14 protein-coding genes are annotated in these 16059 nt (G+C 51.7%); 9 read left to right on the top strand and 5 right to left on the bottom strand.

Annotation, left to right across the window (positions count from 1 at the left end):
* The first annotated feature begins 495 nt into the window (after nucleotides 1-495).
* From HUF18_RS16145 to HUF18_RS16130, 4 genes are read left to right on the top strand one after another with little or no spacing between them, the layout of a single operon-like run.
* The gene (locus HUF18_RS16145) at nucleotides 496-1689 is read left to right on the top strand and encodes a hypothetical protein (RefSeq protein ID WP_225692914.1); all 1194 of its coding nucleotides are present in this window, start codon (nucleotides 496-498) and stop codon (nucleotides 1687-1689) included.
* Between the two features lie 55 nt (nucleotides 1690-1744).
* Nucleotides 1745-2824: an HlyD family efflux transporter periplasmic adaptor subunit gene (locus HUF18_RS16140; RefSeq protein WP_225692913.1), complete on the top strand. Its 1080-nt coding sequence runs from the start codon at nucleotides 1745-1747 to the stop codon at nucleotides 2822-2824.
* Nucleotides 2825-5881 (top strand): efflux RND transporter permease subunit, encoded by a 3057-nt coding sequence (locus tag HUF18_RS16135; protein WP_225692912.1) that lies wholly within the window; start codon nucleotides 2825-2827, stop codon nucleotides 5879-5881.
* A gap of 1 nt (nucleotide 5882) precedes the next feature.
* Nucleotides 5883-6203 (top strand): DUF3240 family protein, encoded by a 321-nt coding sequence (locus HUF18_RS16130; protein ID WP_225692911.1) that lies wholly within the window; start codon nucleotides 5883-5885, stop codon nucleotides 6201-6203.
* Here HUF18_RS16130 and HUF18_RS16125 read toward each other — a convergent pair.
* Genes HUF18_RS16125 through HUF18_RS16115 form a run of 3 tightly spaced genes read right to left on the bottom strand, consistent with a single transcriptional unit; the run spans nucleotide 6187 to nucleotide 9773 of the window.
* Nucleotides 6187-7530 (bottom strand): sensor histidine kinase, encoded by a 1344-nt coding sequence (locus tag HUF18_RS16125; RefSeq protein WP_225692910.1) that lies wholly within the window; start codon nucleotides 7528-7530, stop codon nucleotides 6187-6189. The two genes, HUF18_RS16130 and HUF18_RS16125, sit on opposite strands and share 17 nt — an antisense overlap.
* Nucleotides 7530-8210, bottom strand: a complete 681-nt coding sequence (locus HUF18_RS16120; RefSeq protein WP_225692909.1) for a response regulator transcription factor — start codon at nucleotides 8208-8210, stop codon at nucleotides 7530-7532. The genes HUF18_RS16125 and HUF18_RS16120 overlap by 1 nt, the downstream gene beginning before the upstream one ends.
* 57 nt (nucleotides 8211-8267) lie before the next feature.
* Nucleotides 8268-9773 carry a mannose-1-phosphate guanylyltransferase/mannose-6-phosphate isomerase gene (locus tag HUF18_RS16115; RefSeq protein ID WP_225692908.1) on the bottom strand — a complete coding sequence of 502 codons (1506 nt, stop codon included), beginning with the start codon at nucleotides 9771-9773 and terminating at the stop codon, nucleotides 8268-8270.
* 135 nt (nucleotides 9774-9908) lie between these two features.
* On the opposite strand from HUF18_RS16115, the gene HUF18_RS16110 reads away from it, so the two are divergent.
* Nucleotides 9909-10577 (top strand): metallophosphoesterase, encoded by a 669-nt coding sequence (locus HUF18_RS16110; RefSeq protein WP_225692907.1) that lies wholly within the window; start codon nucleotides 9909-9911, stop codon nucleotides 10575-10577.
* Between the two features lie 41 nt (nucleotides 10578-10618).
* On the opposite strand, the gene HUF18_RS16105 is transcribed toward HUF18_RS16110, so the two are convergent.
* Entirely contained in the window at nucleotides 10619-11614 is a 996-nt protein-coding gene (locus HUF18_RS16105; RefSeq protein ID WP_225692906.1) for an RluA family pseudouridine synthase, read from the bottom strand.
* 1405 nt (nucleotides 11615-13019) lie between these two features.
* Here HUF18_RS16105 and HUF18_RS16100 point away from each other — a divergent pair.
* The 3 genes from HUF18_RS16100 (at nucleotide 13020) to lepB (ending at nucleotide 14919) form a co-directional block, all read left to right on the top strand.
* Nucleotides 13020-13742 carry a hypothetical protein gene (locus HUF18_RS16100; RefSeq protein WP_225692905.1) on the top strand — a complete coding sequence of 241 codons (723 nt, stop codon included), beginning with the start codon at nucleotides 13020-13022 and terminating at the stop codon, nucleotides 13740-13742.
* Between the two features lie 94 nt (nucleotides 13743-13836).
* On the top strand, nucleotides 13837-14295 hold the full coding sequence (locus HUF18_RS16095) for a hypothetical protein (protein ID WP_225692904.1): 459 nt from the start codon (nucleotides 13837-13839) through the stop codon (nucleotides 14293-14295).
* Nucleotides 14296-14355: 60 nt separating this feature from the next.
* Nucleotides 14356-14919: a signal peptidase I gene (gene lepB, locus HUF18_RS16090; RefSeq protein ID WP_225692903.1), complete on the top strand. Its 564-nt coding sequence runs from the start codon at nucleotides 14356-14358 to the stop codon at nucleotides 14917-14919.
* Nucleotides 14920-14951: 32 nt separating this feature from the next.
* Here lepB and HUF18_RS16085 read toward each other — a convergent pair whose 3' ends face one another.
* On the bottom strand, nucleotides 14952-15419 hold the full coding sequence (locus tag HUF18_RS16085; protein WP_225692902.1) for a YqaA family protein: 468 nt from the start codon (nucleotides 15417-15419) through the stop codon (nucleotides 14952-14954).
* 252 nt (nucleotides 15420-15671) lie between these two features.
* Here HUF18_RS16085 and HUF18_RS16080 point away from each other — a divergent pair, with 252 nt between their 5' ends.
* A complete protein-coding gene (locus tag HUF18_RS16080; protein WP_225692901.1) occupies nucleotides 15672-16046 on the top strand; it encodes a hypothetical protein in 375 nt (124 codons plus the stop codon).
* Nucleotides 16047-16059 lie beyond the last annotated feature (13 nt).

Here is a 16059-nt window from a genome sequence, read left to right as displayed (position 1 = left end):
CGGCGCGTCCGGCTTCATCCAGCCAACTGCAATGATTATGCGGCACGCAAAACAATTCGCCCCGGAACGACGCTTTAAAACACCAAACATTTGCATCGTTCCGGGGCAGGGTTTTGCTCTGAAGGCCGCAGAATCATCTGGTTGTCTGGCGCCGCACGATCGCCGGTTTTAGTAATCCGCGCAGCCGTATTTCAACGGAAGCAGCGTTCACCTGGCTCCCACGCTCTGCGTGGTAGCCCTTGCTGGCACAGTTGCATTCCCACGCAGAGCGTAGGAACGAGAAATTACTTTATATTCTGCTTCCGCACCTACCACTCTGAACCCGCCACTCAAAACCTGCCCGGATATTTTTATCAGAATGATTCTTATCCCGCGCAGATAATTAAACAGAATCATTAACATCTCTGACGCTGCTTTACATGAAAAGCGGCCTTTTTCAGTTTCGTTTCAGCTTGTGCCGCTATGTTGCCTCCGGTATTCAGCGGAGAACACTTTATGGAGCAGAAGAATATTCAGCCGCAGCGCTTTCTCGCTGCCCTGCTTTTATTGCCATTAGCAATCGGGGTTCAGGCTGGCGGTAACTTTCAGCAAAGCCTCGAAGCAGCCTGGCAACAGCTGCCGGAACAACAGTATCTGTCGGCAGAAAACGATATTAACAACCGGCGCCTGCCCGGCTGGCTGGCTGCAGCCCCGTCCATTGCCGTCGATTATCAGCAGGGCAATGATGCCAGCGGCAGTGCCGAAGAATGGCAAACCCGGCTGGAGCTTCCCCTCGCTCGTCCGGGCTTAATGCAGAGTCAGCGCGATTATCAGCAAGCAGCAGGCAATGAAAGCCTGGCTTATCAACAATTGCTGCGCTGGCAACTGGCGGGGAAATTACAGACCTGGTGGTGGGACTGGCAGAGCCTCAACCTGAGTCAGCAACGAATTCAGGACCGCCTGGCAGCAATGCAGCAACAATTGCAGTGGCTGGATTTATTAATCCGTCAGGGCGAACGTCCGGCTGCCGATCGCCTTACCCTGCAGGAGCAATATCAGCAGCTTAAAAATCAGCAGCTGCTGAACCAGCGCCAGCAACAGACTCTGCAGCAGCAGTGGCAACAGTGGACAGCGCTGACGGAATTACCCGGCGACTGGTCTTTCACTCTCCTGCCGGAACAACCGCTGGATAACCATCCGTTACTGCAGTTATTGCAGATACAAAAACAACTATCCGATGCGCAATTACGCAGCCAGCAGAAAAATACGCTCAATCCGCGTTTAAGTCTGGGCGTAAAACATCAGCAGGCGGTGAATGCTCAGCCCGCCAGCGATGCTCTGCAAGTCGGAATAAGCTTTGATTTTGGCGGCAGCAATTACAGCGAACGCCGCAACGCAGTACGCGAACTGGGTAATCGCCACAGCGAATGGCTGCGTACACGCCAACAGCTTGAGAACGAGCGCAATGTTCTGGCGACAACCCTGCCGCAGCAACAACAACGTATGAACGAATTAAAAGACATGAGCCAGCAGGCCAGCGCGCAATATCAGAGCCAGTATCAGGCTTACCAACGCGGCAGCCTGTCGGGTTTTCAGTGGTTGCAGATTCAGGCCAGCATCTGGCGCCTGCAACAACAGGCCGATGAAGCGCGGATTGAATATCTGCGCAATATCAGCCAGTGGAATCTGTTACAGGGATATTCGCTATGAACCAGTTCAGCACAACCGTTGTTAATTTATCTGCTCAGTTACAGGAGCCCCTGTTATGAAATTCTGCTGTCTGTACATTAATCCGTTACTGGCCGTCAGTCTGTTACTGGCCAGCACTCAGACCAGCCTTGCTGAAAATAAGCCCGTTACCACGCAGCTGACCATAAGCAACGAGCAGCTGGACAATCTGGGAGTACGCTTTCAGACACTGGGAAAACAGGATCAGGTGGTGCTGGCATCCCTGCCGGCAATCAGTACTGTTGCTCCCGGTCAGGCGGAAAATATCAGCCTGCCCTTCGAAGGACGGCTGGAAGAATGGCAAGCCACAACGGGTAATTTTATTACTGAAAAAGAACCTCTGGCATTACTGCACAGCCACGATGTACTGGATTTTTTTCAGAGCAACCAGCGTTTACAGCAACAGGCCAGCCTGTGTAATCAGCGTCTCAGTGATATGCGGGAGCGTAATAAAAGTGGCCTGACCTCTCGTCTGGATTTACAGGAACAACAACTGCAATGCCAGCAGCTGAATGATCAGAAAAAACTTAACGCACAGATTCTGAAGCATCTTCCTGCGCAATGGCAAAACGCCAGCGATGCTGATTATGCTCTGCAGGCGCCGGAAAGTGGCTGGCTGATTACCATTAAACATCAGCCCGGCGAGCATTTTATGGCCGGTGATTCTCTGGCAGAGTTCTGGCCTGAAAGTGCGCTGCGCTTACGTCTTTGGGTGCCTCAGCATCTGTTGTATAACCTGAGGGTTGGTCAGCACCTTAATATTTCTGCCACACAGCAACAGGCGACGATTCAGAGTATCGGCAGCGTACAGAATGCAGCAGCGCAGACTGAAGTATGGCTAAAGGCAGATAATCTGATACCGGGCAGCACTCTGGTTGTTGATATTCCATCAAAGGCCTCCGGCTGGCCAACAGAAGCTGCCGCCCGGGTACGCCATAACGATAAATCCTGGGTATTTATCCGCACACCTGATGGACTGCAGGTAACCGAACTGCAGCAGTTCATTGCCGGTAACCGTGGTTTATTACTGCAGGACATGGCACTGGAAAACCGTGCAATTGCCATCAGTGGTACGGCGGCGCTAAAAGCTCTCTGGCAAAGTATGGAGAGCGAATAAATGTTATCCGCATTATTACAGGGCGTATTAAAACAGCGCATTCTGATTATTGTTATCAGCGTTGCGGTTTTTCTGGCCGGACTGAATACCTTTCAGAATCTGCGTATTGATGCCTACCCGGAGATTTCTCCGACTCAGGTAAAAATTATTATTAAAGCACCGGGGCTGGCACCTGAAGAGCTTGAAACCCGCGTCACACGGAAAATCGAAGTCGAACTGCTGGGTATTCCCAACCAGAGTATTCTGCGCTCGGTGGTAAAATACGGCATCACCGATATTACCGTCGACTTTACCGGTGGCACCGATATTTACTGGGCCAGACAGCAGGTTGCCGAGCGTTTGGCGGCAATATGGCCGGATTTACCTCAGGGTATCAGCGGTGGCATTGCCGCCATGAGTACACCACTGGGCGAATTATTTATGTTTACCCTGGACGGGCCGTTATCGCTTGCCGAAAAACGCCGTATCCTCGATTGGCAGATCAGACCGTTGCTGCGCACGGTGCCCGGTGTGGCCGATATTAATGCCCTCGGCGGCCGGGTCGAAGCCTATCAGGTGGCACCGGATACACTGGCACTGGCGCGCGCCGGAATGACATTACAGGATCTGCACAATTTTCTGAAAAGCAATAACCGTAACGACGGCGCCGGACGCATCGACAGCGGTGAAGAATCCATTATCGTTTCCAGTGGTGGCCGCATTCAGAGCCTGCAGGATCTGGAAAACCGCATTATCCGCTGGCATAACGGCAGCGCCATTCGTCTTGCCGATGTTGCCACCGTTTCGCTGTCATCCATGACCCGTTATGGCGCGGTTACCGAAGACGGAAAGGGTGAAACAGTTCAGGCCTTAGTCGTCGCACTGAAAAACGCTGACGCCCAGAAAGTAATCAGCGGTGTACGTGAAGCCCTCGATACACTGCGCCCCAGCCTGCCAGCAGAACTCAGCATTAATGTGTTTTACGACCGCAGCAACTTAATTGAACGTGCCGTTAATACCGTATCAGAAGCCTTATGGATTGCCGTTGCTTTGGTAATTATTCTGCTCGGTTTATTTATTGGTAACGTGCGGGTCGCCATGGTGGTGGCGGTTAACCTGCCGATGTCTGCCCTGATGACCTTTATTATCATGGATTACTTCGGTATGAGCGCTAACCTGATGAGTCTGGGCGGACTGGCAATTGCCATTGGTATGCTGGTCGACGGTGCTGTTGTCGTGGTTGAAAATACGGTCACGCAATTACAGCAGGGCTCGCGCTCGTTGCCGCGCATGCATGTTATTTTCCGCGCTATTAAAGAGGTGATGGTGCCTATTATTTCCGGCACCCTGATTATTCTTCTGGTATTTTCGCCATTGGTGACCCTGCAGGGGCTGGAAGGCAAATTATTCGCGCCGGTAGCGATGACCATTATGTTTGCCATGGCCAGCAGTCTGCTGGTATCGCTGACACTGATCCCGGTGTTATGCACCCTTGCCATCAACGAAAACAAGGTAAGCACCCCAGGCTGGATCGTGCATCTGCAAAGCCGTTATGAATCCAGCCTGTCGGCTGCCTTAAAGAATCCCAAACCTATTATGCTGGGACTGGCGGTTGCCATTGTACTGGCCATACTGGCTTACCTGCAGACCGGCAAAGCCTTTATGCCGGAAATGGATGAAGGCGATTTAATTGTACAGCTGGAAAAAACACCCACCATTAACTTACAGGCGTCCGCCGCCATCGACCTGAAAGTTCAGAGTGCCATGCTGGCAGCAGTCAGCGATATCGAGCGGATTATTGCCCGCAGTGGTTCCGACGATCTGGGTATGGACCCGATGGGGTTGAATGAAACCGATATGTTCCTGCAACTGAAACCACGCGATCAGTGGCAGGCAGAAAATAAAGACGCCATTAAAGACCAGATCCGCACCGTGATGGAACAGTTTCCCGGTGTTGATTACGGCTTTACCCAGCCCATTGATATGCGCGTATCAGAAATGATTTCCGGTTCCCGTGGTGACGTTGCCATTAAAGTGTTTGGCAGCGATCTGGCCGAACTGCAGCGTCTGGCCGACCAGATCGGTAATGAAATGAAAACTCTGACCGGCGTCAGCGAGGTTATGGTTTCACAGGCCGATGGCATGCACTATCTGCAGCTGGAAAATAATTACCCGCGTATTGCTCATTTTGGCTTTAACGTTGAAGACGTACAGCAAACCCTGCGCAGCTATCTGGAAGGTATTAACAGCGGCGACGTGGTCTTCAGCGACCGCCAGGTTCCGTTACTCCTGCGTCAGCCAACCCGGCTGCAGGTTGAGCAGTTACTGAATGAGCTGACGATGGCCAGCGCCGATGGTCAGGCCGTTCCCTTATCGGCACTGGTCAGCGCACGTGAAGTTCAGGGGCCGGTATTAATTAAGCGAGAACAGGGTCAGCGATTTGCACTGGTTAACGTTAATGTCAGCGGCGTGGCCCTGAGTGATTTTGTTGCCAGCGCACAGCAGCGGGTTGCGGAAAACATCAGGCTGCCGGCAGGTTATGTGTTGTCCTGGGGTGGCGAATTTGAAAACCAGCAACGGGCCAATGCCCGCCTTGGATTGATGGTGCCGGTCGCCATTGCTCTGGTATTACTGGTGTTATTCACCACCTTTGGCCGGCTGGATGAAGCGCTGCTGATTCTCGCCAATATTCCTTTCGCATTAATCGGCGGCATTATTGCCCTGTGGTTAAGCGGTGAATATTTATCGGTTCCGGCATCGGTTGGCTTTATTGCCCTGCTGGGCGTAGCCGTGATGAATGGCGTGGTGCTGGTTGATCAGTTCCGCCATTTACTGAACCTTGGGCAACAGGGATTACAGGTAGTACGGGATGGCGCGGTGCGCCGCCTGCGCCCGGTACTAATGACCGCAACCACAGGTGCCGTTGGTCTGCTGCCATTATTATTCGCCACCGGCCCCGGCAGTGAAATTCAGAAGCCGCTGGCCATTGTGGTGATCGGCGGTTTATTTACCTCAACCCTGCTGACCCTCTATGTGCTGCCGGTGTTATACCGCCGCTTTATTCTGGAGCAGAAATAAGATGACTGATGTATTGCTGACCCTTTCTACCCGGCCACAGCAGGCAGAAGCGATTGCTGACTGGTTACTGGAACAGAACCTGCCCGGTTTTACCTCCTGGCAGGCTTTTGGTCACAGTAACCGCAACGAGCAGTTAAGCCTGAGTGAGCAGATTCAGGGAAAACAGAAACGCACAGTAATCAGCCTGCATCTGCCGCCGCAACGGGCAGATACTCTGCTGCAACAGCTGGCCGCTGCTTTTCCACAGTACGATATTCATTACTGGTTGCAGCCACTGCTGGCCTGCGGCGCATTAAACCCGTATGTCAGTACGGCAGAGTAACAGTTACCTGCAAACCTCCGCGGCCGTTATTTAACGGCCGGTTTTTTAACTGCAGCCTGCCCTGATACTGCGCCACGATATCGCTGACAATGGCCAGACCAAGACCATAGCCTTTAACCGATTCGTCCAGCCTTTCGCCCGGATTAATCAGTCCGGGAATTTTTTCTTCTGCAATTCCCGGCCCGTCATCACAGATACAGACCCGCAGCTGATGATCAGCCAAACCAATATCCACATCGACAGCGGTCTGCGCCCATTTGCAGGCGTTATCCAGTAAATTACCGAAGAGTTCGATAATATCTTCACGGTCACCGGGATAACGGATTGCTGCCGCTATATGACACTGTAACTGAATATGCGGATAGAGCTTTTTCAGGGTCAGCAGCAACTGATCAAACATTTCATTCAGCTCAATTTTCGGTGCCCGGCTCATCAGCCCGGCGATACGCGCGCGCTTCATTTCGTTATCAATCTGTTGCCCCATGCGTTCGACCAGCTCCCGCGCCTCAGTCAGGTCCTGCTGTTCCGTATCGCCGTTCTGTTCCTGCATATTGCTCAGGCGGTTAGCCAGAATTGCCAGCGGGGTTTTTAATGAATGGGATAAATTGCCCGATGCCAGACGGGCACGGTTAAGCCGTTCACGGGTGCGCTCACCCAGCGCATTAATTTCATTTACCAGTCCGGTCAGCTCCTGCATATCCGGTGGTGGCAGCTGATCAATATCCTGCTGCGCCAGCTGTTTAAGCTGATTACTGATCTGGCTGAAAGGCTGCAGCGTACGCATCAGCAAGCGCCGCTGCCACAGGAACAACCCTGTCAGCAGCAATGAGAATAAACCGGCAAGCCAGAAAAATGCATGCAGAAAAGCATTAATAATTGGCTGAAAATCCTCGCCCACCTGCACATGCAGGTGGCGCTCACCCTGCTTCAGGGTCTGGCTCAGAACATATAAATACTGGTTATTTTCAAACGGCTGCCAGTGCCATTGTGGCTCGCCTTCTTTCACATCGTGAATATGTTCGTCATGCAACCTGATGCCCTGCAGCGAAACCGACAGCAGTAAATCATCGTCACTGTTGATCTGAAAATAATGACCGGAAAAGGGCTGATTAAAGACCGGAGTTAAATGCTCATGCTCGATTTCGGGTACCGGGCCGGTCCAGCTCAGCTCATTCAGCAATAAATCACGGTCATGTTCGAGGCGGCTTTTAAAGTAATCCTGTGCGGCAATATTCAGTGCAATACCGGCGGCCAGCAACATAAACAACAGCACCAGCATCTGACCGCTGACCATATAGCGCAACAGACGCGCCGACAGAGACCACATCAGTTATCCCCCTGCTGTAATACATAACCCTGACCACGCAGGGTGCGGATACGCTGCTCGCCGATTTTGCGCCGCAGACGGCGGATATAAACCTCCACCAGATTGTCATCTTTTTCTTCCTGCCAGCCATAGTGACTGTCAAGCAACTGCTGTTTGGAAACCGGTTTTCCGGCTTTTTGCATTAACAGGCGCAGCATACTGAATTCGGTAGCGGTCAGCTCCTGCTCCTGCCGCTGCTCGTTCAGCATAACTTTTTGCCGCTCTTCATCCAGAGTCAGACCATAAACGGTTAAGCGTAACTGGCCATCCTGCTGCAGACGGCGGCGCATGGCTTCCAGGCGCGCCAGCAGTTCTTCTTTGCGGAAGGGTTTACCCAGATAATCATCGGCACCGGCATTCAGACCATCGACCCGCTCCTGCCAGCTGTTGCGCGCAGTCAGAATTAATACCGGCAATAAAATGCCGTGGGCACGCCAGTGCTGCAAAACCTGTAACCCCGGCGCGCCCGGCAGACCAAGATCCAGCACGGCCAGATCAAAACGGCCGTTATGCACATCCGGATGGCTCATCGCCCAGTCGCCACGGTCAATGGCTTCAACCTGATAACCGGCCTGGGTTAAATAAAAAGCCACATCGCGGCTTAATTGCGGGTCATCTTCTACCAGTAAAACCTGTGTCATATGAGCGCCATCTGTTGCTGATACCTGCCTGCTGCTGTTTTTTATCCACGGCCACGTTTATTTTCTGCCATAAGCGTCCTGCAGCCGTTCGATATCATCTTCAGCAAGATAATCTCCGGACTGCACTTCAATCATTTCCAGAAGAATATCGCCGTTATTTTCCAGCGAGTGAATATCGCCCAGTGCAATAAACGTAGATTCGTTAGCGTGCAGAACTTCGCTTGTGCGCACACCGGCGCGCTCACGGATAACCGTTGCTTCACCGCGCACCACTACCCAGTGCTCGGCGCGGAAACGGTGACGCTGCAGCGATAAACGCCCACCGGCTTTTACCCGCAGACGCTTGATTTTATAACCGTCGCCCGGATGCAGTACTTCATAACTGCCCCAGGGGCGATACACCAGTCGCGGTTCTGTTTTACCCGCGTTGACGGCAGGTGCCAGTGAACCCACCTGTTGTGCCTGATCTTTATGCGCAATCAGCAGGGCATCGGCGGTATCCACTACTAATAAATCCTGCACACCCAATAACGCAATATCGCGTCCGCTGCTGCTGTGCAGATAATTATTGCGGCTGTGCTCAAAACGTCCGTGAGCGGCTGCGCTGTTGTGCACAATATTTCCCTGTGCATCGGCCTCGCCCAGTTCGCCCAGTTCGCTGAGAACCTGCCAGTTACCAATATCATTCCAACCGCTGTTAACCAGTGGTGCCGCAACCACCGCCTGCGCAATCGCACTGAGCGGTTCAAGCAGGGCAATATCCACGGGTAAATGCGGGCATTGTTGCAAAGGTCCGGTGGCCGGACGGATAAAATCGAGATCCTGCTGCGCCTGTGCCATCGCTTCCTGCGTAGCAGCAAACAGCGCTGGCTGATATTCGCTCAGGCGCTGTAAAAAAGCCTGAACCTGCCAGAAAAAAATACCGCTGTTCCATAACCAGCCAGCCTGTTGCCGGGTATTAGCCGCCAGCCATTGTGCGGCGGTGTGCGCATCGGGTTTTTCGCGGAATTCCACAACCTGCCCGTTCGCATCTTTACGTAAATAGCCAAACCCCGTTGCGGCATATTCAGGCTCAATACCAAAAATACCGGCGGCGCCCTGACTGACCTGTGCCTGCAACGACGCAATCGCCTGAGCCAGTACCGCGTTATCGCTCAGCATCTGATCAGCGGGCATCGCCAGCATCAGCGTCTGTTCACGATGTTCCCTGGGCTGCTGTGAATTATGCGCCAGGTGCTGTGAATGGTGCGCCAGATGCTGCGCCGCCAGCGCCAAAGCCTGTGCGGTATTGCGCCCTTCATCTTCCAGCACAATCTGCGCACGGATGTTCAGCGCCCGGCATTGTTCGGCGGCGAGAAAACGCTGCGCCTCATGGCAAACAATAATGGGCTCACCCACTGGCTGGCCGAGCCGCTGTAACAGATCCTGCGCGCGCAGCAGGGTTTGCTGCAGCAGCGACCGTTCAGGATCAAGCAGCGGCAGAAACTGTTTGGGGCAATCACGGGTAGACAGCGGCCACAGGCGCGTGCCTGTACCACCGGCAAGAATGACAGGAATGATCATGGCGGAATCCGGGTCATCGTCTTTTGCATTCTGAAGCCGGCATTGTATGCTGCGCACCCGGTCTTTACGACCCGGACAGCAGCAACGGCCTGTCGGCTCCTGCTATTCCTTTTATTACCGGTTCCGCTTTCTGTCATGCTGATTCAGCCACGCCTGCTTCGTTTAGGTAAAAATGCCAAAGGCCGCGACTTTGTTGTCGGCGACCTGCACGGTTGTGTGCCTGCGCTTCACGCCCAGCTGCAACGTATGGGGTTTGATAAAAATCACGACCGTCTGATCTGCACCGGCGATCTGGTCGACCGTGGGCCGCAATCACCCGAAGCGCTGGCACTGCTTGATGAACCCTGGTTTTTTGCGGTTATCGGCAATCATGAGCAGCTGCTGTACGAAGCCTTCCGCGAAGATAATGCCACCTCACGCGAGCTGATTTTACAGCACGGTGGTGACTGGATTCTGCAACACGATAAAAGTCTGTGGGACGACTGGTTCCGCCGTATAGAACAACTGCCGCTGGCGATTGAACTGATGAACCACCACGACGAAAGCGTGGCGGTTATTCATGCCGACTTCCCCCTCGCCGACTGGCAGGATTTTGACCAGTTGGATAATCATCTGGCCGAGCGTGCCATCTGGGCACGCGAGCCGTTTAAACAGCAAACGGCTGGCAATATTGCCGGAATCGACTGGATTATTTACGGCCATAACGTAACCGAGCACGAGCTGCGTATCGGCAACCGTCTGTATATTGATTCCGGGGCGTTTTTAGCACGCGATTTTATAATTAAAGATATTGATCAGCTCTGATCCGCTTAAGGCCAGAGCGTTTTTAACGAGAAGAGCAGCTTTTAAAGAGAAGCGCCTTGCAGATAAGGCAGCCAGGCCCTGGGATAGTCTTTATCATAAATCACCACCTCATCGCGGTGATCGCCCGTCGCGGTATTCAGCTGTAATTCAAAGGCGTGTAGCAAATGATGCTCTGCCCCAAGCTGGGCATAATCGTCTGCACTTAAATCCTGCTGCAGACGTTTTAAATAAAAGCGGCCGTTATGGCTGTAGATTTTATCGCCGATAATCGGATAACCCAGATAGGCCAGCTGGGCACGGATCTGATGCTTACGCCCGCTCAGCAGCTCACATTCAATCAGGCTGTAACCATTAAAAGTTTTTAATATTCGGAATCGGGTAGTTGCCAGCTTCGGGCTTTTGACCGTATCGGCTTCATCTTCTGCCACCACATGCATCTGCGAGCGGATAGCACTGTCGGTTTTTTCTGCCAGAAAGGTCTGACACTCATAATGCTGCCAGTCCCTCTCTTCCCATTTAGGAGTGCCCCAAACCAGCGCGTGGTAAACCTTGCGCTCAATTAATCGCTCCAGTTTTTTCTTCCACTTTTTATCGGCATGGGCATAGTTAGCCAGCAGAATAATGCCCGAGGTTTCGGCATCCAGCCGGTGCAATAAATGCGCGTCTTTATGCGCTGTAGCCCGGCGGAAAAGGCTGATCAGGGTATTAAATAAATTACGTGTAGTACGCGATACCGGCAGCGCTGCCGGTTTATGCACGGCCGTTAATTCCTGATTTTGCCAGAGTATTTTCCAGCCAGTATCAACCGCCTCTTCCTGATGATCGGGCAACATCAGGCTGATGTTATCGCCTGGCTGTAATTCAATATCGCCGTACTCAGCCACGCCATTAACACGCACAGCCCCCAGCGCCTGCGCTGCCGCCACCTGCGCCTCTGACCAGTGGTGATAGGCCAGCAGCACCGAGGCACGCAGGCTGATCGCCTGATACTCGTGCCAGCACAGCTCAAAGCCTTTGTCGGGGGCGGTTTTACTCACCGGTGTGTCCTCGTTAATACAGGGGGTGATTAAAGCATGAAATGGTTAACCGGCGCAGCGGATGAGTAGCCAATGCGTGGACTGAGTAGCCGCTGCGCGGGCTGGCTTTTTGGGTTACCGCCCGGCCCGTTGACCTCTCGCTCCCACGCTCTGCGTGGTAGTGTGCCGGTGATTGTGTTCTGAGTTGTAGCCGCTGCACGGGCTGGCTTTTGTAGTTAATTGAAGCCAATGCGGGGCAAGCCCCTGCGCCCCATGCAAGGAGAGGCATCTCCTTCCGATCCTCTCTTGCGGCTGTCCGGCGCTGTTCAGCCAACTGCAGCGATTATGCGGCACGCAAAACAATTCGCCCCGGATCGACTATATAAAACATTTATCCAGATGCATCGCTCCGGGGCAGGGTTTTGCTCTGAAGGCCGCAGAATCACTTGGTTGACTGGCGCCGCACAAATGCCGCGTTCATTCAGACGCAACGCGGCTTTTCAAAACAAACACAAGCAAGAACTGAAAAGCAGCTTCGCGTCATGGTTTTTATGCGCCTGCAGGACGCCGGTTTGAATCATTCTGCGCCGGTACGTACCGGCATGGATGCCGGGCGAGCGAATAGGGCCATGGATGGCCCATTATTCGCGTTACCGAGACCGCTGGATGATTCAGAACGGATTAAGACCTGCACAGCGCGAAGCGGGGAGTTTGCCAGACCGGCGTGAGGGGTAAGACCCCTCAAAGAGGTCATGGGGCCGGGCGGCAGCCCAAAAGCCAGACCGCGCAGCGGCTACTCTGCAGCAACAATAAGACCACGACAGTGAACAACTGTCGCCCTTTGCTACTTGTAACCATTTTTATCAATTATTGAACCCATCCCAGAACTTCAGTAATCTTCAGACCAGCAGGGAAGCCGTATCCGCACGATATAACAACACCAGAACTCAGACCGTCAGGTCGGTTTATCTGACTCAGCACCGATACCCTCCCCGCCCGAAATCCGAAAGCTTTACCCACGCGATTCCTGACCTGCGCTTATAAGGACGGGCGGCAGCGTGTCTGAATCAGCAATCAGTGTTTTTTGTGGGTAATGGCAAAACTTTGAATGTAAAGAAGCGCTGATATACATACAGTCTATTTCCGGATTTTAACGAAATTTGGCACGCTTTACATTCGTGCTTGCTCGTTTTGCCGGCGGGTAGAAATGTAAACGTCAATTGAGTCAATAACTTGCACTCAGGTTTACAAGCCGGGGGGAAAGTTAGCTGCACAGAAAACCTGAATTAACAGGCACGCACGTTTTTCTGGAAGGGATTTCTGAATTGTGAGAGATTTCTCAGCTCGGTCAATGAGTTAAGTGGAGTTTCTCGAAAGAGTCACCCGGAATAAATGCGCACGCACACTAATAATCTGTTAGATTTTTATGATGACATATCCAGAGCTCACTGATTGGCTAAATAATAATCAAGGCCTGCTAACGCTATCAATATTTTTGGCCACGATATTTCTTGGTTGGGTTAGTGGAATATTTTCGGCGCTTAGACGGAAACCTAAGTTCACTCTAAAAATTATTGACGGACCAACCTTTACGTGCACCTTTCCTTTGGGAAAGTCGAAGGGGCAGTTTGACGTTCACCGTACCTGTATAGCGCTGTATCTAAGTGTATCAAATGTGGGTTCTTCGCCGTCGAGTATCGAGCGAGTGTCGGTAGGCTATCACTGGAATGTTAAGCCTTTTAGTCTGGTATGGTTAAAGCATTCAGTTGGGTGGTTTTGGCTGAAGTATCAAGCCGCTGCCTTGGAAGATTTCCAGGCTGAAATAGGTGATTCAATCAAGGTATATCCATTTCTGTTTCAACGCTCTAATTTAGGTTTCAATAAAACAGATACCTATTTAAATGTGGGGCAATCAGCTAACGGAGTGGTATATTTTGAACAACCAGACAGTTGGGGTGGGTGTTTCCCTAGAGCAAAAAATAAACAGGTGAAAGTTAAGATAAGGCTTTTGGACACCTTTGGACGGTCGCACACAAAAAGCTTCAGAATTCCGGTGGTTTCTCTTGAATATGCTCGCAAATACAATCCTTCTTTCGGTAAAACTCTTTCGAAGCTTAGCGGTGAAAAGCTGCCATTCGACCACACCTAAATCTAACAATCGGCTGCACGGCGACCGGTTCTCCGCCGCTCCGCGGCTACGAACCGGCACGTGAGCCGGGCGTTAATTGGCTCCAGGCACACAAATGTCAGATCACTATATTTGCTTTATCCCTGCTGAACCCGACTTTATTCCAGACGAAGAATCTCAGGCAGCCGCTGCTGCACTGATTCAAAAAGCATGGAATCTGGAAAAATCTGAGATCACGCCCGAAACCGATACACACATTGTATTCAGGGACTGTGGCGAAAACTTTGAGTCTGTCCATTGTCCGCACTGCAGCGCTGAAATGGAGATTGGGCATTGGCAGGCCCTTATGGATCAAAGCTACTCAGATAAGTACGGCTTCACGATCAGTACAATACAAACACCCTGCTGCGGAAAGTCCAGCACGCTGAACGATCTTTGTTATAAGTGGCCTATGGGTTTCAGTCGGTTCGTTCTGCGCGTTTTCGACCCCGGATGTGAGATTTCCGATCACCTGCTCATCGAACTGGAATCCGCTATAGGCTACAAATTGCGTGTTATTCATCAGATGTACTAAGTGAATACGAGAGCATCATCAGAATCATGGGCAAGTTAGTTTCTATATGGCATTAAGACAATGAAAAAAGCACTTATAAAATTATACATCGTGATCTTTTTATCTCTATTGGCGACGATAACTTTAGCAGCTGAAAGCTGGCGGGATAATTTACCCATCCGGATGATGCTTGTTCCTCAGAAGGGCATGTATCCAACAATAGAACAATCCAGCCTGATCTTTGTAAAGTCTGGTTTCCTTTTCTCAGCGGAAGATATAAGCCGGGGTAACATTGTGTCATTCCGGAAAAGCGAGAATGGTAAAGAATATATCTTTATCTGGCGGGTTATCGGCTTACCGGGAGACAGGGTTGTTACAGATAAGAATGACGTGATTCTGAACGGAAAAGATTTATACCGGGAACCCGATGAGTCCGATTCGTCAGGTACTGTTTTCAGAGAATTTATCGGAGATATTAACTACAGAATCTCACTGGCTGGCAACGCGGAAAAGCCCCCATATCAAGAGATTACAGTTCCCAACGGTTATCTCTTTGTGCTGGGCGACAACCGCAACGCGGCAAAAGATAGTCGCTATATCGGGCTGATTCCTATTAAATCGGTTATTGGCATTAAGATCTTTTAGTAGCAATATCGTCCGGCCATAACCAGCCCCTCTCACCCCACCATATAATCAAACCCCGCTACTAATACGGCGTAGCGGGCGGCCTTGCCGATGGCGATCAGTAGTAAAAATAATGGGAAGTTAGCACGCAATACGCCTGCAACCAGCGTCAGTAAATCACCTACTATTGGCAGCCAGGCCAACAGCATGCTCCAGATACCGTAGCGACCAAACCAGCGTTCGGCCTGTTGCCAGCGGCTGATATTCGATTGCGATTGTTGCCTGGCTATAACCCGGTCGGCTGCATAGTAGCCAATGGCATAGTTCAGCACGCTGCCGAGGGTATTACCGGTACTGGCGACCAGCCACAATGCCAGCGGGTCCAGTTGCTGGCTGAGCAACACCAGCAGCAACCACTCAGAGCCAAGCGGTAACAGACTGGCAGCGAGCAAGGCGAGAATAAATAAACCGCCGTAGCTGTACAGCCAGGGCCAATCGCTGAGTATCATCCAATCGGGCATAGGGGCTTTTGAGGGCTTAATAAAAACCGGATTAAAGCATGAATGGACGGGGCTATACATGCTATTCAACAGCGACCCAATAAGCAGCAGCCAGACCAGCAGCGATCTGGCTCTATGCAACCGGTCCGGCAGCACCTGATCCAGCAGTAACCAGGCCGACAGTGACCAAACCAGTACGAACAGGGCATTGCAGAATGAACGCCCAGCCTTTTATGCTGACGGTCAATTAATACAACTCAAAGTGAACCAGCAATGAAAAGTACTGTAAGCATAGGAAAAATTGAAGACGTTGAAATACCCGCAGACCTGCCTTATGCCGGTGCGCTGAAGCAACTGGTAAAAGATGCCACCGGAACCGGCGTTACTGTTAATATTGATTCTTTCTACACCAACGAACCGATAGAGCTTCACAACTTCGTTGATACCATCACTTATCGCTTTGTTAACGATGGCGATGAAGAGTTTCTGGCTTATTGTGTCTGCTCCAGACCGGTGGAAATTTACCGCGAAGTAACGTTTGATGGCACGATCTGTGTTTCCAATGCAACAGACATCGAAGTATCAAATACAGCCATCAGTACAGAGCAAATTTCTGTCAGAATGAAAAAGTTTCTCAGCATCGGTTAGCACAATCTTTTAT

The sequence above is a fragment of the Thalassolituus sp. ST750PaO-4 genome (assembly GCF_020320405.1).
Lineage (GTDB): Bacteria > Pseudomonadota > Gammaproteobacteria > Pseudomonadales > Oceanobacteraceae > Venatoribacter > Venatoribacter alkanivorans.
The sequence above is the reverse complement of the archived record's forward strand: the minus strand, read 5'-3'. Positions and strand labels throughout refer to the sequence as shown.